The 25,568-nt window shown below is 58.3% G+C and carries 23 protein-coding genes and 2 tRNA genes; 13 read left to right on the plus strand and 12 right to left on the minus strand.

All coding sequences use genetic code 11. The features are described 5' to 3' along the window. Positions 1-68 precede the first annotated feature (68 nt). On the plus strand, positions 69-827 hold the full coding sequence (locus Q4E11_RS08815) for a DedA family protein (RefSeq protein WP_303165259.1): 759 nt from the start codon (positions 69-71) through the stop codon (positions 825-827). A gap of 21 nt (positions 828-848) precedes the next feature. Here Q4E11_RS08815 and Q4E11_RS08820 read toward each other — a convergent pair whose 3' ends face one another. Further along, positions 849-1,871: an acyl-CoA thioesterase gene (locus Q4E11_RS08820; protein WP_303165261.1), complete on the minus strand. Its 1,023-nt coding sequence runs from the start codon at positions 1,869-1,871 to the stop codon at positions 849-851. Between the two features lie 29 nt (positions 1,872-1,900). Here Q4E11_RS08820 and Q4E11_RS08825 point away from each other — a divergent pair, with 29 nt between their 5' ends. The 3 genes from Q4E11_RS08825 to purM all read left to right on the plus strand — a co-directional run bounded on the left by Q4E11_RS08825 (position 1,901) and on the right by purM (position 5,185). Beyond that, positions 1,901-2,338, plus strand: a complete 438-nt coding sequence (locus tag Q4E11_RS08825) for a sterol carrier family protein (protein WP_303165263.1) — start codon at positions 1,901-1,903, stop codon at positions 2,336-2,338. A gap of 147 nt (positions 2,339-2,485) precedes the next feature. Beyond that, the gene (gene purF / locus Q4E11_RS08830; protein WP_303165290.1) at positions 2,486-3,979 is read left to right on the plus strand and encodes an amidophosphoribosyltransferase; all 1,494 of its coding nucleotides are present in this window, start codon (positions 2,486-2,488) and stop codon (positions 3,977-3,979) included. Between the two features lie 141 nt (positions 3,980-4,120). Continuing rightward, entirely contained in the window at positions 4,121-5,185 is a 1,065-nt protein-coding gene (gene purM, locus Q4E11_RS08835; RefSeq protein WP_303165264.1) for a phosphoribosylformylglycinamidine cyclo-ligase, read from the plus strand. A 106-nt stretch (positions 5,186-5,291) separates the two neighbouring features. Here the strand turns inward: purM and Q4E11_RS08840 are convergent, their stop codons facing one another. Beyond that, positions 5,292-5,474, minus strand: coding sequence for a DUF3073 domain-containing protein (locus Q4E11_RS08840; RefSeq protein ID WP_005511943.1), 183 nt, complete (start codon positions 5,472-5,474; stop codon positions 5,292-5,294). A gap of 246 nt (positions 5,475-5,720) precedes the next feature. Beyond that, positions 5,721-6,827, minus strand: a complete 1,107-nt coding sequence (locus Q4E11_RS08845; RefSeq protein WP_303165265.1) for a folate-binding protein YgfZ — start codon at positions 6,825-6,827, stop codon at positions 5,721-5,723. An 80-nt stretch (positions 6,828-6,907) separates the two neighbouring features. Here Q4E11_RS08845 and Q4E11_RS08850 point away from each other — a divergent pair, with 80 nt between their 5' ends. Beyond that, positions 6,908-7,795, plus strand: a complete 888-nt coding sequence (locus Q4E11_RS08850) for an aminodeoxychorismate lyase (RefSeq protein WP_303165266.1) — start codon at positions 6,908-6,910, stop codon at positions 7,793-7,795. 48 nt (positions 7,796-7,843) lie between these two features. On the opposite strand, the gene Q4E11_RS08855 is transcribed toward Q4E11_RS08850, so the two are convergent. Both Q4E11_RS08855 and Q4E11_RS08860 read right to left on the minus strand, forming a co-directional pair. Continuing rightward, positions 7,844-8,527: an FABP family protein gene (locus Q4E11_RS08855; RefSeq protein WP_303165267.1), complete on the minus strand. Its 684-nt coding sequence runs from the start codon at positions 8,525-8,527 to the stop codon at positions 7,844-7,846. Positions 8,528-8,607: 80 nt separating this feature from the next. After that, positions 8,608-9,465 (minus strand): DUF2993 domain-containing protein, encoded by an 858-nt coding sequence (locus tag Q4E11_RS08860; protein ID WP_303165268.1) that lies wholly within the window; start codon positions 9,463-9,465, stop codon positions 8,608-8,610. A gap of 80 nt (positions 9,466-9,545) precedes the next feature. Here Q4E11_RS08860 and mshD point away from each other — a divergent pair, with 80 nt between their 5' ends. From mshD to Q4E11_RS08890, 6 genes are all read left to right on the plus strand, one after another. Beyond that, complete coding sequence (gene mshD / locus Q4E11_RS08865) at positions 9,546-10,454, plus strand: mycothiol synthase (RefSeq protein WP_303165269.1); 909 nt, start codon at positions 9,546-9,548, stop codon at positions 10,452-10,454. Positions 10,455-10,730: 276 nt separating this feature from the next. Continuing rightward, complete coding sequence (gene pstS / locus Q4E11_RS08870; RefSeq protein ID WP_303165270.1) at positions 10,731-11,831, plus strand: phosphate ABC transporter substrate-binding protein PstS; 1,101 nt, start codon at positions 10,731-10,733, stop codon at positions 11,829-11,831. Between the two features lie 315 nt (positions 11,832-12,146). Further along, entirely contained in the window at positions 12,147-13,115 is a 969-nt protein-coding gene (gene pstC / locus Q4E11_RS08875) for a phosphate ABC transporter permease subunit PstC (protein ID WP_303165291.1), read from the plus strand. Positions 13,116-13,146: 31 nt separating this feature from the next. Then, positions 13,147-14,085 carry a phosphate ABC transporter permease PstA gene (gene pstA, locus Q4E11_RS08880; RefSeq protein ID WP_303165271.1) on the plus strand — a complete coding sequence of 313 codons (939 nt, stop codon included), beginning with the start codon at positions 13,147-13,149 and terminating at the stop codon, positions 14,083-14,085. Positions 14,086-14,133: 48 nt separating this feature from the next. Further along, positions 14,134-14,910 carry a phosphate ABC transporter ATP-binding protein PstB gene (gene pstB / locus Q4E11_RS08885; RefSeq protein ID WP_303165272.1) on the plus strand — a complete coding sequence of 259 codons (777 nt, stop codon included), beginning with the start codon at positions 14,134-14,136 and terminating at the stop codon, positions 14,908-14,910. A gap of 258 nt (positions 14,911-15,168) precedes the next feature. After that, positions 15,169-15,999 (plus strand): hypothetical protein, encoded by an 831-nt coding sequence (locus Q4E11_RS08890; RefSeq protein WP_303165273.1) that lies wholly within the window; start codon positions 15,169-15,171, stop codon positions 15,997-15,999. 262 nt (positions 16,000-16,261) lie between these two features. Here the strand turns inward: Q4E11_RS08890 and phoU are convergent, their stop codons facing one another. The 6 genes from phoU to Q4E11_RS08920 all read right to left on the minus strand — a co-directional run bounded on the left by phoU (position 16,262) and on the right by Q4E11_RS08920 (position 24,285). After that, complete coding sequence (phoU, locus tag Q4E11_RS08895; RefSeq protein ID WP_303165274.1) at positions 16,262-16,990, minus strand: phosphate signaling complex protein PhoU; 729 nt, start codon at positions 16,988-16,990, stop codon at positions 16,262-16,264. A gap of 109 nt (positions 16,991-17,099) precedes the next feature. After that, positions 17,100-18,257 carry a tRNA dihydrouridine synthase DusB gene (gene dusB / locus Q4E11_RS08900; RefSeq protein ID WP_303165292.1) on the minus strand — a complete coding sequence of 386 codons (1,158 nt, stop codon included), beginning with the start codon at positions 18,255-18,257 and terminating at the stop codon, positions 17,100-17,102. A 116-nt stretch (positions 18,258-18,373) separates the two neighbouring features. Further along, positions 18,374-20,128 carry a thiol reductant ABC exporter subunit CydC gene (cydC, locus tag Q4E11_RS08905; protein ID WP_303165275.1) on the minus strand — a complete coding sequence of 585 codons (1,755 nt, stop codon included), beginning with the start codon at positions 20,126-20,128 and terminating at the stop codon, positions 18,374-18,376. After that, complete coding sequence (locus Q4E11_RS08910) at positions 20,125-21,645, minus strand: ABC transporter ATP-binding protein/permease (RefSeq protein WP_303165276.1); 1,521 nt, start codon at positions 21,643-21,645, stop codon at positions 20,125-20,127. The genes cydC and Q4E11_RS08910 overlap by 4 nt, the downstream gene beginning before the upstream one ends. A gap of 39 nt (positions 21,646-21,684) precedes the next feature. Further along, on the minus strand, positions 21,685-22,695 hold the full coding sequence (gene cydB / locus Q4E11_RS08915) for a cytochrome d ubiquinol oxidase subunit II (RefSeq protein ID WP_303165277.1): 1,011 nt from the start codon (positions 22,693-22,695) through the stop codon (positions 21,685-21,687). A gap of 18 nt (positions 22,696-22,713) precedes the next feature. After that, entirely contained in the window at positions 22,714-24,285 is a 1,572-nt protein-coding gene (locus Q4E11_RS08920) for a cytochrome ubiquinol oxidase subunit I (RefSeq protein WP_303165278.1), read from the minus strand. Between the two features lie 211 nt (positions 24,286-24,496). Here Q4E11_RS08920 and Q4E11_RS08925 point away from each other — a divergent pair. Continuing rightward, positions 24,497-24,569 (plus strand) — tRNA-Lys (locus Q4E11_RS08925). Between the two features lie 100 nt (positions 24,570-24,669). Here the strand turns inward: Q4E11_RS08925 and Q4E11_RS08930 are convergent. Further along, complete coding sequence (locus Q4E11_RS08930; protein ID WP_303165279.1) at positions 24,670-25,200, minus strand: NUDIX domain-containing protein; 531 nt, start codon at positions 25,198-25,200, stop codon at positions 24,670-24,672. A 220-nt stretch (positions 25,201-25,420) separates the two neighbouring features. Here Q4E11_RS08930 and Q4E11_RS08935 point away from each other — a divergent pair. Then, a tRNA-Glu gene (locus Q4E11_RS08935) sits at positions 25,421-25,496 on the plus strand. Positions 25,497-25,568 lie beyond the last annotated feature (72 nt).

The raw sequence follows: 25,568 nt of genomic DNA on the forward strand, positions 1-25,568 counted from the left end.
ACAGTTTGAAGCGCGCCTAACTGCTGCAATGGCTGTTTCCGGCACATCCCGCGGTTAGACTGTGGGACATGACTTCTCCCGACAGCCGTAGCGAACACGCGGAGCACGATCCCCGCGATGATCTGCCGAGCTTTTTGCGCGAGCCCGACAAGCTGGACAAGATCCTCTACGCCTCCCTGGTATTGGTGGCGATCTACGGCTTTGCGCTAATCCCATTCCGTGCAGTGTTGCTGCTGAAGTACACCTTCCTGCACACCTGGCTGTCGGGCTCCAACCTGTCGGTGTTGATTCTGGCGGCGGAGAATTCGCAGCGGCCCTGGTTCCTCGCGTTTGTCATTGTGATTGCGGCGCTGTCGACCATTAAGTTCATGCCGTTTTTCTACTGGATGGGCAAGAAGTGGGGGCCGGAATTCATCACGATGAGTTTCGGTGGACACCCGCCGAAGTGGTTTAAAAAGACCGAGGACTTTATTTACAACCACATTGGGTTGACACTGCTGGCCTCGTTCATCCCGTTTTCACCGATTCCGGCAACAATTGTCGTGGCCATCGGCGGTATTGCAAAGGTCCGCGGCTGGTTGGTTGCGGCCTATCTGTTCGTCTTTTCCGCGATGCTCAAGGGTTTCTACCTGTACCTGGGCCTGCGCTTTGGCCCGAGTATTCAGTCCTCCCTGGAGACTATTGATAGGTACGTGACCTACCTGACCTTCGCGCTAATCGGCTGGATGTTCCTGTCAATCTGGTGGAAGAATCGTAAAAACGAAAAGCAGCCTTCCGCGGAGGAATCGGCGGATTCCACTCAGAAGGCTGCTGAATCAGCAGAGTAGCTGCCGAGTGACTACAGCCAGCTACTTTTTGTCGGTTTTGGCGGCCTCGCGCGGTACCAGCGGCAGCGGGCTGTACTTGTCGCGCAGAGCCTTGAGCTCCAGGTCGTGAGCGTAGAGGCGCTTGTCTTCGTCTGTGGTCGGCTGGAAGTGTGGCACCGGCTGCGGGTTGAAGTCATCGTCAATTGCGACGTATGTCATCGTCGAGTGCAGCGCCTTCTGCAGGCCACCGAGCCCCTTGCGCGGCTCGCAGCAGTAGACCTGCACCGACAGGTGCATAGAGGTGGTACCGGTGCGCAGGATGCGTGCGCGCACCTCCACCAGGTCGCCGATGTGAATCGGCTTGTAGAAGCGAATGCCACCCGCGTAGACCGCAATAGTCTGGCGACCAGCCCAGTTAGTGGTCACCGCCGTGGCGGCCTCATCAATCCACTCCATGGCAGTACCGCCGTGGACATTGCCACCCCAGTTGACATCCATGGGCTTCGCCAGGAAGCGAGTCACCATCTCCGGCGCGGAAGACGCCGCGGAATATGTCTGAGCGCGCATGGAGGCCTCAATATCGCGACGGAGCTCCACGCGAGATAGAGCGGCCTTTTCAGTCTGCTTTTCCTCATCGGTCTCCGGTACCAACGCTGGCACTGGAGTCGGCTTGCCGTTTTCGTCGACGGCCACGAAAATTACCAGGCAGTCTGCGGCACGGGTGAACTTGCCCTCGCGTGGATCTGCTGAGAGCACCTCATTAATAATGTGCATAGACGTGCGACCGGTGTGGGCAATTTTAGAGCGCACCTCCACAATGTGGCCGCTCGGAATCGGACGGTTGAAGTGGATATGACCGAAGTACGCAGTCACACAGTATTTACCGGCCCAGCCGGTGGCGCAGGCGTAGGCTGCCTTATCAATCCACTGCAGCACTCGACCGCCGTGGACGGAATTAGTGCCGGCCATAATGACATCCGTTGGGGAAGCCATAAACCGCAAGGTCAGCGATGGCGAGGCCGGGCAGCGGACTTCGTCGTTATTTTCAATTGGCTGCGTATCCATGATTGAAAGCATAACCCTAGGATGAGGTTATGGTTACCAAAATCTCGCCTTTCGATGTCCGCAGCGCTTTAATTTCCACGGTGCCCTGGGTAGCAGCACAAATGGTGGAGCGCGGATTGTTGACTGACCAGGAGGCGGAAGCTTTCACCAACGAAGCGTCGGCAAGCGAAAAACCGACTCGTAGCAGCCTTGCCAAAGCGGTGCGTCTGTCCGCGCGCATGCTCGCGCAAGAGGCGCCGGGGCACAGCGTCGAAGTGCGCGTGCCGCCGTTTGTGGCGGTGCAGTGTATTGAGGGACCACGGCACACACGCGGTACGCCGCCCAACGTCGTAGAGATGTCGCCGGAGATTTGGTTGGCGCTGGCCAGCGGCATGATTTCGCTCGACCAAGGTGAGCGCCACATCGATATCTCTGGCACGCGTGCTGGCGAGATTGCGATGCACCTACCGGTCGCGCGGGTGAATTAAAAGTGGATTAATTTCAGTGGGGGGTTCACAGGATGGCGATGAATTGGTACAGAAGTGGGTACGGCTATTAGGGTGGGGGACGTGGCCGATACCAACATTTCAGGTGCACCAGGAACCAAACCAACGCCGATATCGCCGTACGACGATATGGGGGAGACTTCGCCTCGCGAAGAATGCGGCGTATTTGGCGTTTGGGCACCTGGCGAAGACGTGTCCAAACTTACCTACTACGGCTTGTTTGCCCTGCAGCATCGCGGTCAGGAGGCCGCGGGCATTGCGGTAGGCGACGGTGATCAGATTCTCGTATTCAAAGACTTGGGCCTTGTATCCCAGGTCTTCGATGAGCAGACGCTTGATGCCCTGAAGGGGCACGTCGCCGTGGGGCATACTCGCTACACGACAGCCGGTGCGCCGGCGTGGGAAAACGCACAGCCGATGTTCCAGATGGCCTCCGATGGCACGGACATCGCGCTGGGGCACAACGGCAATCTCACGAACCACGTCACGCTCTTCCGCGAGGCCGTGAAGAAGGGGCTGATGCGCGAAGAGGGCGATCTGCCCAGTGACTCCGCCATCATGACAGCATTGCTTGCCGACGAAACCGGCAAGGTTGATCACCCAGAAGATCACGGCTGTAGCACCAACGTGGAAGCAGCCGCGCTGGCTCTGCTGCCGCGCCTGAAGGGTGCGTTCTGCCTGACCTTCACCGATGGTGACACCCTGTACGCAGCACGCGACCCGTACGGTGTGCGTCCGCTGGCCCTTGGCCGTCTGTCCACCGGCTGGGTTGTCGCGTCTGAGACGTGTGCACTGGATATCGTCGGTGCCTCGTTTGTCCGCGAGATTGAGCCGGGCGAGTTGGTATCGATTGATGCTTCTGGTGTACGTTCCCAGCGCTTTGCTGAGACCACCCACGCAGGCTGTATTTTCGAATACGTTTACCTGGCCCGACCGGACTCCAATATCCGTGGCCGCTCCGTCAATGCCGTGCGCCTGGAGCTGGGACGGCAACTCGCACGCGAGTTCCCGGCTGATGGTGACTTAGTGATGCCAGTGCCGGAATCCGGTACTCCGGCTGCTGTCGGCTTCGCCCAGGAATCCGGTATTCCCTTTGGCCAGGGGCTGACCAAGAACGGCTATGTGGGACGAACCTTCATTCAGCCATCACAGACAATCCGTCAGCTCGGTATCCGCCTGAAGCTAAACCCGCTGAAGGAAGTCATCGCGGGCAAGCGCCTGGTGGTTGTCGACGACTCGATCGTCCGTGGCAATACGCAGCGCGCACTGATCCGTATGCTCCGCGAAGCCGGTGCAAAGGAAGTGCACGTGCGCATCGCAGCGCCACCGGTGAAGTGGCCGTGTTTCTACGGCATTGACTTTGCGTCGCCGGGCGAGCTCATCGCCAACGGTGTCGACGAAAATGACATTGTTGCCGGTATTGCTACTGCCATTGGTGCCGACAGCCTTGGTTTTGTCTCCGTTGACGGCATGGTTGCCGCCTCCGAGCAGGCCAAGAGCGAAGTGTGCTGCGCATGCTTCGACGGCAAGTACCCGCTGGGACTTCCCGAGAGTAATCCACATGCTGCGGCTGTCGAAAGAATGCAGGCAGCTCAGGCGGCAAAAGCCGCGTCGAGTAACTAGTCTCGAAAACTTCCCTAACATGAACTGTGAGCGATTAATCAGCGCAGACAATCTCGCGTTGATTAATCGCGCATAGTCCGCCAACACTCCCGGACACGGTTGATACGCCGCCGGGGGAGAAAGTTAAAGCGAGAGCCTCTAATGACCGAGAACGTTTCTGGTGCCTCCTACGCCGCCGCCGGTGTCGATATTGAAGCCGGTGACCGCGCTGTTGAACTATTCGCCCCGATTGCAAAGAAGGCCACCCGCCCAGAGGTCCGCGGTGGACTCGGCGGTTTCGCCGGTCTGTTCGCATTGGGTGACTACGATAAGCCGCTGCTGGCTGCATCCTCGGATGGTGTAGGAACCAAGCTGGCTGTTGCTCAGGCCGTCGGCAAGCACGACACCATTGGCCTCGACCTGGTAGCCATGGTCGTCGATGACCTGGTTGTCTGTGGTGCAGAGCCATTGTTCCTGCAGGACTACATTGCTATTGGCAAGGTTGTGCCGGAGCACGTGGCCGAGATTGTCTCCGGTATTGCAGAGGGCTGCGTTCAGGCTGGTTGCGCCCTTCTCGGCGGCGAGACCGCGGAGCACCCAGGTGTGATGAAGCCGGATGAGTACGATGTCTCAGCTACCGGCATCGGTGTTGTGGAAGAGGACAAGGTCCTCGGCCCGGACCGTGTCCGCGAGGGCGATGTCATCATCGCCATGGAGTCCTCCGGACTTCACTCCAACGGCTACTCCCTGGCCCGCTACGTTCTGCTGGAGAAGGCCGGCCTTGAACTCGACGCCTACGTTGAGGACTTCGGCCGCACCCTCGGTGAGGAGCTGCTGGAGCCGACCAAGATTTACGCCAAGGACTGCCTGGCACTGATGAATGAGGCTGAGGTTCGCACCTTCTGCCACGTCACCGGTGGCGGTCTGGTGGGCAACATGGTCCGCATCATGCCGGAGGGCCTGACTGCGGACATGAGCCGCGCAACCTGGAACCCGGGTCCGATTTTCAAGACCATCGCAGAGCTGGGTAACGTCTCCCGCGAAGAGATGGAAAAGACCTTCAACATGGGTGTTGGCATGGTGGCCATCGTTGCAGAGGAAGACCGTGACCGTGCACTGGCGCTGCTGACTGCCCGCCACATCAACGCTTGGGAGCTGGGCACCGTTCGCAAGAGCGAGGAAGGCGAGGAAGGTGCTGTCTTGTGTGGCAGCCACCCGCGCTTCTAAGGCCTAACTACAACAAAGCACCCACCGACATTTCTGTCAGTGGGTGCTTTGTTTTATTGATAAGTAAGAATCACGCTTAGCGGATTGACGACAGCAATAGCTTGCGCTAGCTGTCGCGACCAGCGCCCGAGGCCCATTCCTCCCAGTCAGAGTAATAGTCGTCTCGATCGGACTCGTTCGACTTGCCGACGAGTTCCCGCTGCAGACGCTCCAAATCCATTTCTGGTGAATCGTACTTGAGCTGACGGGCTACCTTCGCCTGCTTTGCTTTCGCACGGCCGCGACCCATGGCCTGACCCCCTTGTGTAATTCGTGGGACGGCACGGGGATACGGCCGACCCACTTATGTCTTATTGCATCAATTCCTGTAAGACACCATAGCCGATTTTTAGACAAAGAGGTTATGCGAGAGGGGCTTCAGAGGGGCATAGCAGGGCTGAAGCCTACCCCGTTAGGGGTTGTGAGCTGCAAGAATGCAGTTTCGAAAAAAGAATGGAAAAAGTTATTTTTTCACCGCGCGCATTGGCGGTTTTACCTATTTTCCACGCAGTTTGTTGATTGCGACGCGTCCCGGCGGAAGCTCATCAGCGCGATCAATGGAGGAGGGGTCAACAGCAACCGCACAGTTGCCAACAGTCAGGCCCTCGCGTTCCTGCGCCGAGCGCTTAATCAGAGCGAGCGCAATGGGGCCGAAGTCCGCGTGGTGGACAACAGTGCCCACACGCCCGACGGTGCGTTTGCCCATCATCACCGAATCGCCAGTGCGGGGAAGCTCTGCGGAACCATCGAGTTGGAGCATCACCATCACTCGTGGGGAGCGACCAACATTGTGAACCCGGGAGACGGTTTCCTGGCCGCGGTAGCAGCCCTTGTCCAAATGCACTGCAGCCGTGTCGAGCTCAGAGGCAATCCAACGCGGCGCCTCATGCGGAATCATCTTGTCATCCACGTCGAGAGCGAACTCCGGGCGCAGCGACACCACACGCTCGGCTTCCCAGCCCATGAGACCAACCGGTGAAGCCCCTGCCGCCACGAGAGCGTCCCACGCGCCGACCAGATCCGGACGGCGAACAAGCACATCCACACGGCCGCCGCTGGGCCACGGCAGGTGGCGAACGTAGGAATGGCCAACCGTGGTTGCCTGCCCAACTTGAGGAAACGCCAGGCCCGCTGCGACTAGCACCTCAGGTGCCTTCGGCCCCATGACAGAGATAATTGCGCGTTCTACCTCGGCAATCTCCACCTTGGACCAGAACACCATCATGTTGAGGTACTTCAGCAGGGAGTCGAAGCCAGCAGGGCTGACGTCGATAAGCACGGACTCTTCCAGAATCGTCAGCGTCATGTGATGGAGAACGTGACCGTTAGCGTCCAGATTCAGTGCCTCGGTGACGGTGCCGGGCGCGGCGTCATCCACCTTTTGCGAAAAGAGCGTGTTGAGGTATGTCAGACGGTCCTCACCGGTGATTTCAATGACGCGGTAGTACGAGCGATCCACGACACCGCAATCCTCTTGCAGATGACGCTGCTCAACCAGCGGATTGCCGTAGTGCCATGCCACACTGGCCTGCTCATTCGAGACTTCCGCTCCTTGTGTTTCCCCCTCTACTTCAAGGGCGGCGGCGCCAGCCACGTGAGACATCAAAGGACTTAGATACTCAACACTCACCCCATCATGTTAACCAGAATTGGGGCAATTAAGCATGGATTAAGCTGGGAAGTATGACAAATTCACTTTCCTCCCTCGTGCTTATCGACGTATTTGCCGACGGTGGCCCTATTGCTTTAGACGCTGGCGCACCATTCCTTTACGCAGATGATTTAGGAGCGATTCGAGGCGACGGAGTTTTTGAAACTTTGCTGGTCAGAGGTGGTCATACCTGCAATACGGAGCGGCATGAAAACCGCTTTATCTCCTCTGCTCAGATGCTCGATTTGCCCACACCTGATGTGAATCTGTGGCATGCGGCAACGCAGGTAGCTTTGGCGGAGTTGCGTGCTAGGTCAATTGAGGGGGATGCAACGTTGCGGTGGGTGTACTCACGAGGCCGTGAGTCCACTGGCACGCCGACCGGCTATGTGTTAGCAAGCTCGGCGGCTGCCGTCGCAGAAAAGCGGAAGCACCCGGTGAGCGTGATGCTTGCGGAGCGCGGTTTCTCACTCGATCTGGGCTCCCGTGCGCCCTGGGCTCTCATTGGTGCTAAGACACTGTCCTATGCCGCAAATATGGCGGCTTTGCGCTATGCCAAGGCCAATGGATTCGATGACGTCATCTTTACCTCGGCCGAGGGCAATCTCTTAGAGGGGCCGACATCGACCATCATTGTCCAACGCGGCAAGGAATTGCTCACTCCAAACCCCGGCGAGGGTGTCTTGCCAGGCACAACACAGGCGGCTTTGTTTGATGCCGCTGCCAAGCAGGGGTGGAAGGTCACACCAGCAGTGCTAACACCAGATGACCTCTACACAGCAGATGCAGTATGGCTGGTGTCTTCCGTGCGTATCGCCGTTTTTGTGGACAGCATCGACGGCAAGCCCATCCGTCAGCCGGATGAGGCCGCCGAGCGTGAGTTTAGAAATCTCTGCGATGAGGCGCTGACGGCGCTGTAGCGCGGGGCAGCGCCCCTAACGGGGGGCGGGGTGGGATGGCGTAGGTTACTAGCCCGCGTAGCGCTTGAGCTGTGCGGACATGCGCGGAACGAACTCTTCATCCCGCAGGCGCTCATCCACCCACCCCAGATCATTATTCGGCATCAGACCGTAGAGACGCTTACCTGGGCCCAGCGACGCCGGGCCGGTAGCCGTCACCATTGTGGACGCAGCCTGCAGCTCCCAGGCGCGCTCAGAGACTGGCTTGCCGTAGTAAATCTCGGTGACACCAGTGGAGTGGACACAGACGAACTCAATCTCATCTTTGTCATTAATGCGCCAGAAGCCGGTTTCACGCTGATCCGGACCAACGGTCTTACCGTCCTCATCGAGAGTCCAAATACGCGATTCGTACTTCAAGTAATTTTCGCCATCGTGGCTGAAGATAAGCTGCTGGCCAAAGTTGTATTCACCATCAACAACGGTGTTGGCCTGGCCTTCACCGCGCCACACACCGACGAGTGGCAGAAGTGCCAGAAGTCCGTCATGAATATTTGGGCCGAAGCGCAAGTTCGCGGTCTCATCCGGGATAGGGAGCCCCTCGAGCTCGGTAATATTGCGCTTAGCGGTAGTTTTTGCCTGCTCAGCGGCACGGTTCACGGCCTCATTGCCATCCAGGCGAGGCGCGGATGTCTTAGCTTCCGGCTGTGGTGCAGAAGCGTCCTTATTGTCGCTGCCATTGTGTTCGCTCATACCCCATACTTTACGCATAACCCCGGATTGAAAGACGTGGGTCTGCGCTAGCTGGGTTAGAACACCGCTTTACGACGGCTCTAGCTCCGCACCCTGCAGTTCTTCTCCGGTAGCTGTTCTGCGGATTTAGACGCAGCTTCCGCGTCCTTCTTGGATGTCGGCGGCATGAAGTTTGCAGGTGAGACCGTACACATAATCTGCTCGCCCTCAATGGTGACCGAGCCGCCTGAGACGTACACGCGAGTGGCTGGCATCCCCAGTGGAATGTCCTGGTCGCGCAGCGTCAGGCTGAATGTGTCACGGATGTGCTGGGCATCGGCGTCGGAAAGCGCGGAGGCGTCTCCCGCCTTGGTGTCGGTAGCTGACGCGGGCGCGGAAATGATGTCCAGCGGCGTGATGATGACATCGCGATTGACAATGCGCAGCTTGGCCGACACTGTGGCCTTGCTCTTCCAGCCCTTTGGAGTGCCTTCAAACATTGCCTCAGTTTCCCAGCCGCCGGCGGGGGAGGAGTCCTTCAAACTCTGAATGCTTAAGTCAGTCAGCCCCAGCTTGTTGCCGAGCGACACGCCATCGAGCGACATCTTGGTGAAGTACTGCTTTGTTTGGGATTCTGGAAAATCGCCACTGAGCACTGACGACGCTGGAATTTTCACATTGGCCGCGCCGTATTCGTACGACACCAGACCGAAGTCCGGCACCTCGACATCGCGGATGCGGGAGTTCACGGAGCTCCACTTGCCCGTGACAAATGACGACAGGTAGGCCTTACCGCCAATGGCGACATATGGGGTCATCTCCAAATTGGCCGTCTCGCGGATGTGCTCTGAGAGCTTGTACTCCGCGTGGCTGGCAAGCCCCATATCGGCGGCGACAATCAGCGCAGCAACGGCGAGAACGGAACCGCCAATTTTCTTCTGTCGTTGGGAAATGGACACACTCTATTAGTACCCCATCGGTTTTGGTCGCCACGACATCGCCAGCGACTCACCCTGCGGAAATGTATAGGGTGGTGCCTATGGACGTTACCGAACTGCTCAACGTGGACACATCCGCCGCACATGCACTGCTGGAGCGCGCCGCCGACACCGACGGGGTAGAGGCGTTCGGCGAGGCTTTTGTGCGAGGGCTTGACGACGAATCCTTCGGTCACCGGCATTTTGCGATTGTCCAAGATGGCCAGTACCTGGGCTTGGCCGGAGTTGCCCCAGATGCCATCGAGATGGTTGTCGATCCGGAACACCGCCGACAGGGAATCGGCTCTCGGCTGCTGGCACACATCGATGCCGAGGTTGGCGAGCGGCTGCCGATGTGGGCTCACGGAGATATCGCAGGCGCCAGCCGACTGGCAGAAGTTACTGGTAGGAAGGTCGTCCGCGAGCTGTTGCAGATGGCCATTTCCGGTGCGGCGTTGGAAAAGGCCGCGGGCGACGTCGATAAGCGAGACGATGTTGAGGCGCTGACCTTGACTGCAGCGCGCGCGAAGTGGGGTGTGGCGGATGTCGATAAGGCATGGCTGTCCGTGAATAACGAGGCCTTTGATTGGCATCCGGAGCAGGGTGGTTGGTCGCAGCCGCAGTTGGATCGGGCGCGGGATACCGCGTGGTTTGATCCGGAAGGCGTGTTCTTTGCCGTCGATGTGGCTGCTGCGAGCGATAGCGCCGACGAAATTTGTGGTTTCCACTGGACTAAGTGGCACGCTGAGGAGGAGGTGCCGACTGGTGAGGTCTATGTCATCGGGCTCAGTGCACGGGCGCGTGGACGTGGTCTGGGGCGATGGCTGACCAATGTTGGCCTTGCTCACTTGCGAGGGTGCGGCGCGGAGAAGGTCATTCTCTATGTCGAAGGTGATAACGAAGCGGCAATTCGCACGTACCGTTCAGTGGGATTTGAGGTTGCTCGCCGTGACGTTATGTACGGCGCGTAGGCGGTTTTTAAGGGAGCGCGTAGGTGATTAAAGGGGTTTTCCCTACTTAAGTGGGGAGCGGGGGTGATTCCTCATTAAATGTTCTAGAGGGCTTTTCATAGCCTTCTTTCAGGCAAAATGTGAGATGTCCACAGAATTATTTGTCTAGTTCACCATTTGTTCATATTCGTAACAGGTTCCGGTTACTATCGCTGGTTACTTTCGGCTCAGTGGACCGGAGTGTGACGGTTCCACGTGAACTGTTTCACTCTCTTGTGTATTAACCGGAGGATTACTGTGCTGAAGAAGAACCGTGCTGCATCCGTTATCGGCCTGGCAGCTGTCGCAAGTCTGACCCTGGCTGCCTGCTCTGAGGAGGGCGGCGAGAGCGCTTCCAACGTTGAGGGTCTCACCGACGTGACCGGCGAGCTGCAGGGTGAGGGCGCTACCTCCCAGCAGCGCGCAATGGACCTGTTCGCCACCAAGTTTGAAGAGACCGGTTCGACCCTGTCCTACAACGCAAATGGCTCTGGCTCCGGTCAGACTCAGTTCATTGCCGGCACTGTTGCTTTCGCTGGTTCCGACTCCCCGCTGAAGGAGGATAAGGACGGTAAGAACCAGATTGCTGAGGCAAAGGAGCGCTGCGGCGGTAACGACGCATGGCACCTGCCGATGGTCATCGGCCCGGTTGCTGTTGCCTACAATCTGGAGGGCGTCGAGCTGACTCTGACCCCGGCTCTGGTTGCTGAGATCTTCGACGGCAAGATCACCAAGTGGAATGACCCGAAGATTGCAGAGGTCAACAAGGACGCCAAGCTGCCGGACAAGGACATCAAGGTTGTCTACCGCTCTGAGGAATCCGGCACCACCGATAACTTCATGAAGTTCCTGAGCGCTTCTGCTCCGGATCAGTGGAAGCACGAGGCTTCCAAGTCCTTCCCGACTGCTACTGGCCAGGGTGCTAACGGCTCCTCCGGTGTTGTCAACGAGGTCTCCAACATCGACGGTGCTATCACCTACGTCGAGGCTGGCTTCGCAAAGGACAAGGGCCTGGGCATCTCCAAGATGGACTTCGGTCACGGCCCGGTTGAGCTGAACAAGGACACCGTTGGTAAGGCTCTGGACAGCGTCAAGTTCAAGACCGAGGGCAACGACATGGTCGTTGATTCCGACGCTCTGTTCTCCATGGATGAAGCAGGTGCTTACCCGCTGGTCCTGACCACCTACGAGATTGTCTGCTCCGCTGGCTATGACGAGCAGACCCGCGACCTGGTCAAGAACTTCCTGAAGGTCGTTCTGGAAGAGGGCCAGGGCCAGGAGCTCGAGGACCTGGGCTACATCCCAGTTCAGGGTGAGTTCAAGGACAAGCTGTCCGCTGCGGTTGACGCCATCAAGTAAATCTGCAGTTTGTGACGGTGAAGTCGCAGGTGCTTAATGCGCCTTGTGGCATCTACACACCGTCGCAACCGCAACAGCCGGCCTTGTAGGTTTTCTCAGGCCGCGAAACCCGATGTAGACCGGTTGGCTTTATAAATCGACATCCTGTTGATCATGTACCACCCGTAAGTGGTGCAAAAGCCAATCGGTCTATATGTGCGTTAATGCACAAAGCACTTCTATTTAGGAAATGAGATCATGAGTTCCTCGACTCCTATCGACGGAAAGCAGGAAGCCGCAGAAAACAGCGGCCTGCTGCAGTCTCCGGCGCCCCATATGGGCTCCACCGGCGAGGAGAGCTCGGAAGAGCACGAAATCAAGGCTGGTGTTGTTCGTCCTGGTGACCGAATCTTCAAGATTCTGGCTGTGGGCTCTTCGGCTTTGGTGACTGCTTCAATCATCGCAATTGCGGTGTTCCTGCTCCTGCGCGCAGTCCCTGCAATCTCTCGCAACGAAGCAAACTTCTTCACCTACTCTGAGCGATGGAACCTGGCGGACACTTCCGCTATGTACTTCGGTATTCCGAATATGTTCCTGGTGACCGTCGCCGTGTCCATCTTGGCCTTGGTGCTGGCTATGCCCGTCGCGTTGGGTATTGCAATCTTCCTGACGGCTTATGCGCCGAAGCGTCTGGTCAAGCCGCTGGCATACTTGGTCGACCTACTCGCTGCAGTTCCGTCGATTGTTTACGGTCTGTGGGGCTTCATGGCGCTCGGCCCGGCTCTCGGCGGATTCTACAAGTGGCTGGCTGACACTCTCGGCTTCATCCCGATTTTCGCCACTTATGCGAACTCGCCGGCATTCGAAACCGGTCGAAACCTGTTCACCGGTGGCATCGTGCTGGCAATTATGATTTTGCCGGTTATCGCCGCAACAACTCGTGAGGTCTTCGTCCAGACTCCGACCGGCCACATCGAGGCTTCTCTGGCACTCGGAGCAACCCGCTGGGAAATGGTCAAGCTGGCCATCCTGCCGTTCGGCCGCTCCGGCTTCATCTCCGGTTCGATGCTCGGCCTTGGTCGCGCACTGGGTGAAACCATGGCGCTCTACCTCGTAATCTCTCCGTCCTCCGCTTTCCGCGGTTCGCTGTTTGATGGTGGTACCACCTTCGCAACCGCAATTGCGAATGCTGCGCCGGAGTTCAATGACAACCTCAAGGCCGGCGCTTACATGTCGGCGGGTCTGGTGCTGTTCTTGCTGACCTTCGTGGTCAACTCCGCAGCCCGCCTGATTGCGAAGAAGTAATAAGGCCGTAGGAAAAGGAACGAGAAGTACAATGACTAGTTCAACTGCTGAAACGTCGCCTAACGGCCCTAACGACCTGGTGCCCACCACCGAGTCCGCGTTCACCCAGATTAAGCAGTCCCGCAAGATCACGGACAACGTCTCGACTGTCCTGATCTACCTCTGCATGGCCCTTGCTCTGATTCCACTGGTGTGGGTTCTGTTCGAGGTCATCACCCGCGGTACTCCGTCGCTGCTGTCTGGCGAGTGGTGGTCCGCTTCCCAGCGCGGTGTCACCGCCGGTGGTGAGGGCGGTGGTGTCGCGCACGCTATCGTCGGTACCCTCATCCAGGCGCTGGCCACGACCATCATGACCGTCCCGTTCGGTATCTTTGTCGCCATCTACCTGGTGGAGTACGCAGGTAATTCTCGCCTGGGCAAGGTCACTACCTTCATGGTCGACATTCTCTCGGGTGTGCCGTCGATTGTCGCCTCGCTGTTCATCTATTCCATGTGGGTCGTTATGTTCGGCATGAGCCGCTCCGGTTTCGCCGTGTCGCTGGCCCTGGTCCTGCTGATGCTGCCGATTGTTGTTCGTAACACCGAGGAAATGCTGCGCATCGTGCCAAACGAGTTGCGTGAGGCCTCCTACGCACTGGGCGTTCCGAAGTGGAAGACCATTTCTCGCATCGTTTTGCCGACCGCACTGTCCGGTATTGTCACCGGTATCATGCTGGCCGTTGCTCGTGTGATGGGTGAGTCCGCTCCGATGCTGATTCTGGTCGCGACCTCGCGAATCATCACTTACAACCCGTTCGGCCAGTCTCAGTCCTCACTGCCGCTGTTCATGCTGGACATGTACAAGGCCGGTAACACCGGCGCGGCATTCGACAAGATGTGGGGCGCAGCCATGACGCTGGTTCTCATCATTGCTGTCATCAATATCTTGGCGCGCGTCATCTCCGCCAGGTTCTCCGTCAAGAGCAGTTAATTCTGGGCGCCAAACGTCCGAAATTTCAAGGAAGGTTTTTAAAAGACCATGGCTAAGCGCCTAGATCTTAACGATGTCAACATCTACTACGGTGACTTCCACGCTGTGCAGAACGTCAACCTGCACGTCCCTCCGCGTTCCGTCACCGCATTCATCGGCCCGTCCGGTTGTGGTAAGTCCACCGTGCTGCGCTCCCTGAACCGCATGCACGAGGTCATCCCGGGTGCCTACGTCACAGGCGAGGTGCTTCTCGACGGCGAGAACATCTATGGCCCGAAGATTGACCCGGTTTCTGTCCGTAACACCATCGGCATGGTGTTCCAGCGTCCGAACCCGTTTCCGACCATGTCCATTGAGGACAATGTCGTCGCGGGTCTGAAGCTGGCCGGTGTCAAGAACAAGGCTCACCTGAAGGAAGTTGCTGAGAAGTCCCTGCGTGGCGCTAACCTCTGGGACGAGGTCAAGGATCGCCTGGACAAGCCGGGCGGAGGTCTCTCCGGTGGTCAGCAGCAGCGTCTGTGCATCGCTCGCGCGATTGCTGTTGAGCCAGAAGTTCTGCTCATGGACGAGCCGTGTTCGGCTCTGGACCCGATTTCCACCCTGGCAATCGAGGACCTGATTCACGAGCTGAAGGAAGAGTTCACCATCGTCATCGTGACCCACAACATGCAGCAGGCTGCGCGTGTGTCCGATCAGACCGCATTCTTCTCCCTCGAGGCCACCGGTAAGCCGGGGCGCCTGGTCGAGGTCGGCCCGACCAAGACTATCTTCGAAAACCCGGAGAAGAAGGAGACCGAAGACTACATCTCCGGTCGCTTCGGCTAAAAATTGCCTGCGTAATCTCCAGGTAACGACGAAAGCCCAGTATCTCACAATTGTTGAAGTGAGATACTGGGCTTTCGTGCAATTTATGTTACTAAATTGATTTTTATGTAATGAATAGGGGGTAACAATTTGCGTTGTTTTGAAGTGGAATTTTATCGCCGTTAACTGTTGATGTATTCTTTTGAAGACGCAATTTTGTGTCCCCAGAAATCTGTATGGAGACCTGGGTGAATATATCTATATAGGAGCAAGTGAGCCATGGGCGAGCAGCAAAATCCACAGCCGCAAAACCAGTACACTCAAGCTGGTCAGCAGACGCAACCGATAACTATTGAGAAAAAACCAGCAAAACCAATTGTCGGGTATATCGCACTTGTCGTTGCGATTATTGGTCTCCTCGGATGTATTCCGGGCGCACTGATTGTCGGTTGGGTGGCGTTGCCTATCGCATTCATTTTGGCAATTGTCGGGCTATTTCAGCGAAATCTAAGCAAGAAACCTGCTATTGCCGCTCTAATTCTTTCTGTCCTTGGGCTGGTTATCTCACCCATTGTGTTCGTTTCGTCGGTTGGAAATGCCGTGGATGATGCTTTCAACCAGGACACGACCGCATCTAACCCAGATGGTAGCAAAACCGATTCCTCCGATACTGGTGCTGCCGGCAGTACACGTGAAAATCCGCTGCCGATTGGAACAACCATCGAAAGCGATCAGTGGGCAGTTACCATCGATAGCGTTAATTTGAATGCCAACGATGAAGTCATGAATGCAAATACCTTTAATGATCCTGCGCCTGAAGGTTTCTCATACGGGCTTGTCCATGTGACTGCAAAGTACAAGGGCAACGACCCTCAGGGGCAGAGTGCTTGGGTTGGTATTAATTACGTGACTGCGGATGGCAAGACGATGGATAACACTGAGCTTATGGCGGTTGGGCCCGAGAATTTCGACAGCCTGACTCAGGTGTATGAAAACGGTGAAATTGCGGGAAATGTAGTAATTCTTGTCCCTGTTGACGGAGCTGATCAGGGTGTTCTCGCAGTTACTCCGGACATGATGTCCAAGAAATCGTTTGTCGCTGTCTCTTAGGAGGGGAGAGGGGCTCGGCCGAGCCGGTTTTGTGTGGACCGGCTCCTTTTGTCAGACGGGTGTCGCGCAGCGGAGAGCTAAACAGAGCCGTCGGCAGGCATACATTTTTTGGGGTGGGATCAAAGCGGTCCTGGGCGCAGGCAGAACACTACGCCGCAATCGCGTGACCTTAGTGACTAGGTTTATGGCATTTTGTTGGCCGTAAACAGCATTCAATTGCCATAAACCTAGTCACTTTCTCGGTTGCGATTTGAGCCACAACCTACATCCGCAGGTGGCGCTCCAGCATTTCCAAGCGGCGATCGAAGTTCTCTTTGTCTCGCTCGTCCTCAAGGCGATCTAAGTACTCAGCGCGCTTATAACCAGTGGCCAGGTAGACAATGCGGGCGGCCACCTCAACTGCGTGGTCCGCGTAGCGCTCGTAGAAGCGGCTCAGCAGTGTTACATCCACCGTCTCGTGCGGAGCATATGGCCACTCATCTGAGCTGGTCAGCGTAAACAGGTGCTGGTGGATGTCGTCGATGCTGTCATCGGTCTTGTCCAGCGCCAGGGCTTGGTCGACGTCGTAGTCAATGAGAACCTGGCGAATCTCATGCGTCATGTGTTCAGACACAGACGCCATTTCGCGGAAATAACCCTCAATCTTTTCCGGCAGGGCTTTGTTCGGATGGCGACGACGAGCAATATTTGCAATGTGCACGCTCAACGCACCCATGCGGGAAATATCCTCAACGATGTAGAGGCCACTGACAATCTGACGCAAATCACCAGCGACGGGTGCTTCGCGAGCAAGCAGCTCAAAAGCCCGCTGACCAGCGGTATGTCGGAGGTCATCGAGAGGATCAATCTTGGAAAGTACGGTCTCGGAAGCTACCAAGTCGGCATCAAAGAGTGCCTTATTGGCTTCAGCGTGCATGGTGCCAACATGGTCACACATCACAATCAGGCTGTGTGCCAGTTTATCCAGTTGCTCTCGATAGACAGTGCGCATGAATTTCATACTAGGCAAAGTCATCCGTGTGCGCTGATTTGCCGAACTAGCCAGGTTACCCTCATACGCTTAACAGCCGTAATCGCTAATGCCTCACAACTGCAGCGGATTAGCCTCCGGAGTGCATAATCTCCGCGCCTTCCGGCACGGTCTCATCCTCAGGATCGTCCAACCAGCCTTCCGGCAAAACCACCTTTGCAGGGGAGCCCTGACGCCCGCGAGCGCCATCGGCATCATCCGGACGGGCGGAGGCGCTGGGACCGTCGTAAAGCGGTGCGAGAATCTCATCGAGTGCGGCGAGTGAATCGACGCGAGCGAGCGCCTTCCGAATTTCGCCGCCAGCGGGGTATCCGCGCAGGTACCACGCGATGTGCTTGCGCAGGTCGCGGCAGCCCTTCCGCTCGCCCTCGTGCTGTACCAGCAGTTCCGCATGACGACGGATAATCCCCGCGACTTCACCAAACGTTGGGGCAGGCGGCACGGGCTCGCCACGCAGCTCCGCAGAAAGCTGTGCGAACAGCCAAGGCCGACCCAGGCAGCCGCGACCGACGACGACGCCGTCGCAGCCGGTTTCATCGAGCATCTTGCGGGCGTCGGTGGAGGCGAAGATGTCGCCGTTGCCCAACACCGGAATATCGTCGAAGCCGGAATCGACCATGTGCTCCTTCAACCGCGCAATCTCGGACCAGTCGGCATGGCCGGAGTAGCGCTGTGCTGCCGTGCGGGCATGCAGGGCAACCGCCTGCGCGCCCATCTCAGCGGCGATGCGGCCGGCATCGAGATGCGTCTTGTGCTCGTCATCAATGCCAACGCGGAACTTCACGGTGACCGGAATGTCGGTGCCCTCAGTGCCCTTGACCGCGGCAGCGACGATGTTGCCGAAGAGTCGACGCTTGTACGGCAGCGCAGAGCCACCGCCTTTGCGCGTGACCTTTGGCACGGGGCAGCCGAAGTTCATATCGATGTGGTCGGCGAGGTTTTCCTGGGCGATCATCTTGGCAGCCTCATACGTCCACTTCGGGTCGGTGGTGTAGAGCTGCAGGCTGCGCGGGTTTTCCTCGGGCGCGAACGTGGTCATATGCATGGTTTTCTCATTGCGCTCGACCAGGGCCCGTGCGGTTACCATCTCGCAGACGTAGAGGCCGGAAACCGTACCCGTGCGCTGGAGTTCCTGCTCACGGCACAGGGTGCGGAAAGCCACGTTTGTGACTCCGGCCATCGGCGCGAGTACCACGGGGGAGGCGAGCTCAAAGGGGCCGATGTGCACGTGGGATTTCGTGGCATCGGCTGGCTTGGCGGCACTTTGTGGACTCGGCAGGGTATCTAACACGTTCAGTATTGTGTCACGTGAGCTGGCTGTTTTCGAATCTGCTCGCGCACTAACTAACGGTCGGCGCGGGGATGCCTGACAACGATTACCGTCCGGGTATCCCGCACACCGGGTAAATCGGTGGTCTGCTGCAGCAGTTTCAGAATGCCGCTGGACTGTTCGTCGATGTGCTCGGTGGGCTCGTCGAGAAGCAGAATCGGTGCCGTGCTGACCAGCGCGCGAGTGAGGATCAGTCGGCGGCGCTGACCTCCGGAGAGACTTTCTGCGCCACTGTGCAGGATGGTGTCCAGGCCAGCGGGCGCGTTATCGACCCACTTGCGCAGCCCCACCGCGTCGAGTACCTCATAGATGGTGGCATCGCTGACCTGCGGATTTCCGATTGCGATATTGTCGCGCACAGTTGTGGCAAAGATGTGCTCATCCTCGGCGACAAAACGAACCCAGCGGCACTGTGTGAGCCCGCGTGACGTTTCATTGCGCCACAGCACGGCACCGCAGTTATCGCGCACCGCGACACGCCCCGACACCGGCGGCAGCAATCCCGCGATGGTTTTCAGCAGCGTCGTCTTGCCGCTTCCCGACGGCGCCGTGATCTCTCGGTACCCGCCAAAGTCGATATCGAAGTTTTGCTCGGGCAGGTCGGATGGTTGAGGTGCCTGGCATGCGTGATCGCCGGAGACCTGGTGTGTAGGCTTCGGCGAAGCGGGATCCTGAGAAGTGGGGTAGCCCACGATTAGGTTGCTGACCTGCAACTGTGGGCGTGCTTCCAGCAACGACTGTGCCGCGTGCGCCGCAGATTGTTCAGCCATGGCACCAGTATCGCCAGTGTCCTCTGTGTCAGCGGCCAAGGCCCACAGTGCCTCCCTCGACCGCGCCAGTGTCTGCGCCGCAGCGGGAAGTGGGCCAATGGATTCAAAGGCCGCCAGCGGGACAAGTACCAATACAGTGAGCCACTCTGGTGTGTGAGTCAGCGCAACACCACTCGATGCCGCGACACCAACACCAAGCACGCCAGAACCAGTAATCAGCCAGGAGGCCACGACCACAGTGAGAACAGCCGTCAGTACAGCCGCGGCCGTACTCAGCGCAGAGGCGCGGGCCGTCGCGCGGCCGGTGCGGTTATCAATTTCAGCCACCGCCTGACTGGATGAACTCGCGGCAGATAGCGCCTCTTCCAGTTGATTGTGGATGCGAAGGCCCGCAGCGTCGGAAAGCAACGACTCCACAGCACCGGCGTGCGATTGCAGAGCACAGTTGCGCCGTGAGCTCGTCTGAGCGGTGGCGCGGTAAATGAGATACGGAGCCGCCACGCCGGCGATGAACAACCCGACCGCCAAGATGACCGCTGCGGTGGGGGAGAGCAGTGCGGTGAACACAATCGCAATGACAGAGGTCGTCAGTGCAATCAGTGCAGGGATCACAGAGCGGACCACGACATCGGCAAGTGCATCGATGTTGTTGCCGAGCGAGGTGACAATGTCGGCACGCTCGCGCATTGCCAGCGTGCGGTCGGAGACGAAGTGCTCCCACAGCTTCACCCGCGAGCGCTCAGCGGTGCGCAGCGCGACATCGTGCGACACCAACCGGTCGATATAGCGGAACGCAGCCCGGGAAATACCCAGCGCGCGCACCGACGTCACCGCCAGCGTGATGTCCATCAGCGGAGGTTTCTGCCAGGAGCGGGTAATCAACCACGCTGAAACAATGGTCAAACTCAGCGCTGATAGCAGCGTCACGGTGCCCGCGAGCACCGGCCATATCAGCTCGCGGGGTTTAACCAGGCGACGCAGGGCCTGCATGGTGGTCATACGGCATGCACCTCCACAACCTCATCGGCTGCGGCAATCAGCAGCGGATCGTGGCTGGTGGCAATGACCGTGGCTCCGCGCCGGGCGCGAGTGCGCAGCAGCGTGATGACCGATTGCGCGCTGTCTGCATCCAGGTGTGCCGTCGGTTCATCGAGGAGGACAAGGTCGCGGGAATCGTCGACAAGCTCCCGTCGCAGTGCCTCGCGTTGACGTTGCCCCAGCGACTTGCGCGAATTATCGCCTACCGCTGCGGTGTCCAGCACCGGTCGTTGTGGCAGCCACGCGATACGCTGTAGCAATGGCTCTCCACGCAGCGCGCGCTCACCGATGCGCACCGTCACCGACCCCTCCAGATTCTCGTGGACAATGCCCGCCACGGCCAGCAGCGCCGTCGTCTTGCCCACGCCGTTCGGCCCGGCCAGCACAGTCAGCGTGCCAGGATGCGCGGTGGCGCTTAAGTTACTTGGGCGCACGCCATCGCGGCCGGGCGCAGAGAGATGGTTGAAACGCACGGTCGGCGCAATCGTCGTTTCGCTTGACGACGTCATCGCGACCGCCTCCACGTCGTGGCTTGCAGTGTCCTTTTCCAGCAGCGCAATGACATCGGCTGCGGCAACGACACCGTCTTGCGCGGCGTGGAACTTCTGCCCGACGTTGCGAACTGGCCCGTAGATTTCCGGCGCGATGATGAGCACTGCGAGCCCGGTGGCCAGCGTTATGTGACCTCCCAGAAGTCGGAAACCGATGCCGACCGCGATTAGCGCGATGGACAGTGTGGTGAGAAATTCCAGCACTGAGGAGGACAAAAACGCGATTCGCAGGACCTCCATGGAGGACTTGCGGTGCCTTGTGGACAGGCGCTTGATCTCGCCGCTTGGGGCGGCGGTCATGTTGTGTGCCTTTAGCGTGGGCAGACCAATGACCAGGTCGAGAATCTGACCGCGCACTGTGCCGATATCGGCCAGACGGCGCTCGGTACGGCCCTCGGTGAGCTTGCCGACCAGCCACATGAACAGGGGAATCAACGGCAGTGTGATGACAGCGATGACGGCCGACGGCAGGTCCAGCCACGCAACAGCAATCAGCGCCATGGGAGTGGCAAGTGCTGCGGCGACCAGTGCTGGGAGGAATTCCGCGACATAGACGGCCACGCCGTCGAGTCCCACGGTTAACAGCGCGCGCCAATGGGCAGTATCGACCGAGCGTGGATCCTGCATGGCCAGCGCCTTCAGGGCGCGTCCACGCAAATCGGTGGCGGCTTGCGTGCCAGCGGACTGGCCAAAGCGCGCAAGCGCATACGAGCACCCAATGCGGATAAGCACCGCTACGGCAGCAACTGCGGCGAACACACTCCAATTGGGAGTGCCCTCACCGAGAACTTGGGCCGTGATGCTGCCGATGACCAGCCCCAGCGCGATGGTGGCGCCGGCACTTGCCGCGGTGAGAACACCGGAGGCAATAATCCAGCGCCACGTGGGAGCCGATAGTTTCAACAGCTTTGGATCGAGAGGTGCCACTATCTTAAATTTCACCTTCCAATTCAAAGGACCGGTTGTCTACACCTTGCGCTCCGCCATCAGTCGCTTACGGAATACCCAGTATGTCCACGCTTGGTAGGCAATGACCAGTGGGGTAATCGCCAGTGCAGACCAGGTCATGATTTTCAGCGTGTAGGGGTTGGAAGCGGAATTCCAGATGTCGAGAGAAACGCCGTCGGCAAGCGTTGTCGGCATCAAGTACGGGTACATCGCGCCGAAGACCGTGACGGTGATGGCGACAACGGCGATGGCGGTGGCGGTAAATGCGATGCCATCGCGGTCGCTGACGGTTGCGCTGATGGCCACGGTGAGCCCTGCCACGGCGATGACCACGATTGCCCACAGCCAGGGCTTGCCGAAGCTCAGCTGCGTCCAGATCAGGAACGCGCCACCGAAGATGACAGCGGTCAGTGCTGGGATGCGGGCTGCTTTGCCGACCTCGTCGCGCAGTTTGCCAGCGGTCTTCAGACGTAGGAAAGTCACAGCGTGCAGTGCGAATACCGCAGCGAAAGCGATTCCGCCAATCAGCGCGTATGGGTTCAGCAGACCGACCAGCGTGCCGAGGCCCGAATCCAGCGTCTTATCTGCAGTTAGAGGCACACCGCGCACCAGATTGGCCACGGCGACGCCCCACAGAATCGGAGGCAGCCATGAGCCGAGGATGATTGCGCGGTCACACCACACGCGCCAGCGCTCCTCATTGACCTTGTGACGCCACTCCAGGCCCACCACGCGGACAATCAGCGCGACCAGGATGAGGAATAGTGGCAGGTAGAAGCCGGAAAACATCGATGCGTACCACTCCGGAAACGCCGCAAAGAGCGCACCGCCGGCGGTGATTAGCCACACCTCGTTTCCGTCCCACACCGGACCGATTGTGCCGAGCATTGCTTTACGACGCGGCTCATCACGGCCTAGGAAAGGCAGCAGCATGCCGACGCCGAAGTCGAAGCCCTCGAGAAGGAAGTAACCAGCAAAGAGGAAGGCGATTAAGACGAACCACAAAACGGGAAGCTCTACACCGAACATGTTTGACTATCCGCCTTTCTACTCGGTGGCCTCAGGGGAGGCATCGGCGTGGGACTGTGCGAAGCGCACGGGTTCGACGGCCTCAGCCGTCTTGACCGGTGAGGAGACCGTGGCTCCCAGCTCGGTACCAATCGGGCTCGAAGGGCCGGCGGTGGTGTTGCTGAAATCAATCTCTCCTGTCGGAGGACCAGCGATGACCGCACGGCGAATCAGCCAGACCCACACCACCAACAAGACCAGGTAGAGAAGTGTGAAGCCCACCAGGGTGACAATCACCGTTGCCGGGGCGTGGTCGGACACACCCATGTCCACAGTCATACGAATGAGCTCTGTTCGCGGATCGCCCAAGCTCTCCGGGTTCGGATGCACAATCCAAGGCTGACGGCCCATCTCAGTGAAGACCCAGCCCGCGCTTGAGGCCAGGAACGGAAACGGGATGGCGAGGATACTGCCAACAGAGAAGATGCGGGACCACTTGCCCGTCGGCACGCGTCCATGTCGTGTGAACAGCCACGCGAAAAAGGCGATGGCCAGCGAGCCCAGCATGAGGCCAATCATGGCGCGGAAGGACCAGTAGGTGACAAAGAGGTTTGGCGAGTAATTGCCCGGGCCGAAGAGCTGCTCCGCCTGCTGTTGCAGGTCCTGAACGCCCTGGAGGGTGACTCCCGAGAACTTGCCCTCCGCCAGGAAGGGAAGGACCCACGGCAGCTCAATGAGGTGCTTGACCGAATCACAATTGTTGTGCGTGCCAACGGTCAGCACCGAGAACATCGGGTCAGTCTGCGTGTGACACAGCGACTCCGCCGAGGCCATCTTCATCGGTTGCTGCTCGAACATGAGCTTGGCCTGGATATCGCCAGTGATGAAGACACCGAGGGCGCTGATCACGGTGGTCCACAGCCCGACCTTCATAGTTTTGCGGAAGGTCTTTTCAAACAGATTGTTCTTCTCACCGCCGCGACGACTGTGGACAATCCACCAGCCGCTAATGCCGACAACCAGCGTGGCAGCGGTTAGGAAAGAGCTGGCCACCGCATGGGTGAAGGCGGCGATGGCCGTGGGGTTTGTCAACAGCGCGCCAAGATCAACGAGCTCCGCGCGCCCGGTCTCCGGATTGAAGACCGCGCCCACGGGGTGCTGCATAAACGAGTTGGCCACGATGATGAAGTACGCCGAGATGTTCACCGCGACCGCGACAACCCAAATGGATGCCGTATGCACCCAGGCGGGGATGCGTCCCCAGCCGAAAATCCACAGTCCGAGGAATGTGGACTCCAGGAAGAAAGCGATGAGTCCCTCGAGCGCCAGTGGTCCGCCGAAGACATCGCCAATCATGCGGGAGTATTCCGACCAGTTCATGCCGAATTGAAATTCCTGCACAATACCGGTGGCCACGCCCATGGCGAAGTTGATGATAAAAATCGTGCCGAAAAAGCGAGTGGCGCGATACCAAAGGTCATTCTTTGTGGTCACCCACAGCGTCTGCATTAAAGCGACGAGCGGGGCCAGGCCGATGGTCAATGGGACGAAAATGAAATGGTAAACGGTTGTTATGCCAAATTGCCAACGAGATATATCGACGACATCCATGTTTCCTCGACTGAAAAACTAGAAAAATACATGCACGTACTTCGTGGGTTTCGAAGTATGCATGGTGTGCCTGCAGTTTTCCTGCCTACTCAGACAGTCGGATGTCGAACTCAAAAAGTTCCAGAGTGTGAACTATCTGACTAGGTGAGCAGCATAAAGCGCGTCGAATTATTAAAACCTGACCTGGAATTGCTATGCTAAGACGCTGCGCGGGCCTTTAGCTCAGCTGGTAGAGCTACGGACTTTTAATCCGCAGGTCGCGGGTTCGAGCCCCGCAGGGCCCACTGCACAAACAGAAAGACCCAGGTGGTTGATGATTTCGGTCATCGCCCGCCTGGGTTTTTCTCGTATTAGAGATGCTTTACGACGAAACGTGCAGCGAATCTACTTCTCGCGCTTGTGGTAGCCCATTCGTGGTTTGTAGCCGCCCGGGTGCTTCATCTGCGCTACTGCGTCAGCGACCATGAGTCGGAAACGTGGCTTCATCGGTGGCATTTGTGAGATCTGGAACCAGCCGACCTCCGTGGACTCGTCATCGGCGACATGAGGAGTGTCGTTGCCAATAACGCTGCAGCGCATGGAGACATCGAGGTAGGAGCTGACATCGCCGTTGGGGTATTCAACAGGACCGACGGCACCAGTTCCAAGCAGGGCTTCCACCTGGACATCCAACCCAGTCTCTTCCTTTACCTCGCGCACGGCGGCGTCGTGCGGCTGCTCATTGGGGTCGACAATCCCCGTAACTGGTGTCCACTCGCCATTGTCAGCGCGACGAACCAGCAGTACTTCGGGGAGCTGGTAAATCGGTGCGTTCGGAGGAACGTCGCGAATAACGATTGCCGTGACACCAGGAAGCCAGAGTGGGGCGTGGCCGACCTTTTCGCGAAGCTGAATGATGAAATCTGGGATTGCCATAGTGACGAGCTTATCGAAACCTCACTCCACGTCGGAAAAGGAAGCAGAGCAGTAGGGCAGGAATTAAGACTACAAGTGAGCCGGGGAAATGCCAGCTCAGCAGTAGGATTTTGGAATTCGTCAGACAATCCTCTATAGTTTGCTACGTTGCCGAGAGCGTGCGCGAAGGCATGTGGATCTCCCACATCGAGTGCTTGCTTTTAGCAATATTTGAAGTCGGGCTCCCATCGTCTAGAGGCCTAGGACTCCGCCCTTTCACGGCGGCAACACGGGTTCGAATCCCGTTGGGAGTACCACTTAAAAATTTCACATTGGCCCTGTGGCGCAGTTGGTTAGCGCGCCGCCCTGTCACGGCGGAGGTCGCGGGT

Origin of the sequence: Corynebacterium sp., from assembly GCF_030532195.1 — a bacterium.
Taxonomy (GTDB): Bacteria; Actinomycetota; Actinomycetes; order Mycobacteriales; family Mycobacteriaceae; genus Corynebacterium.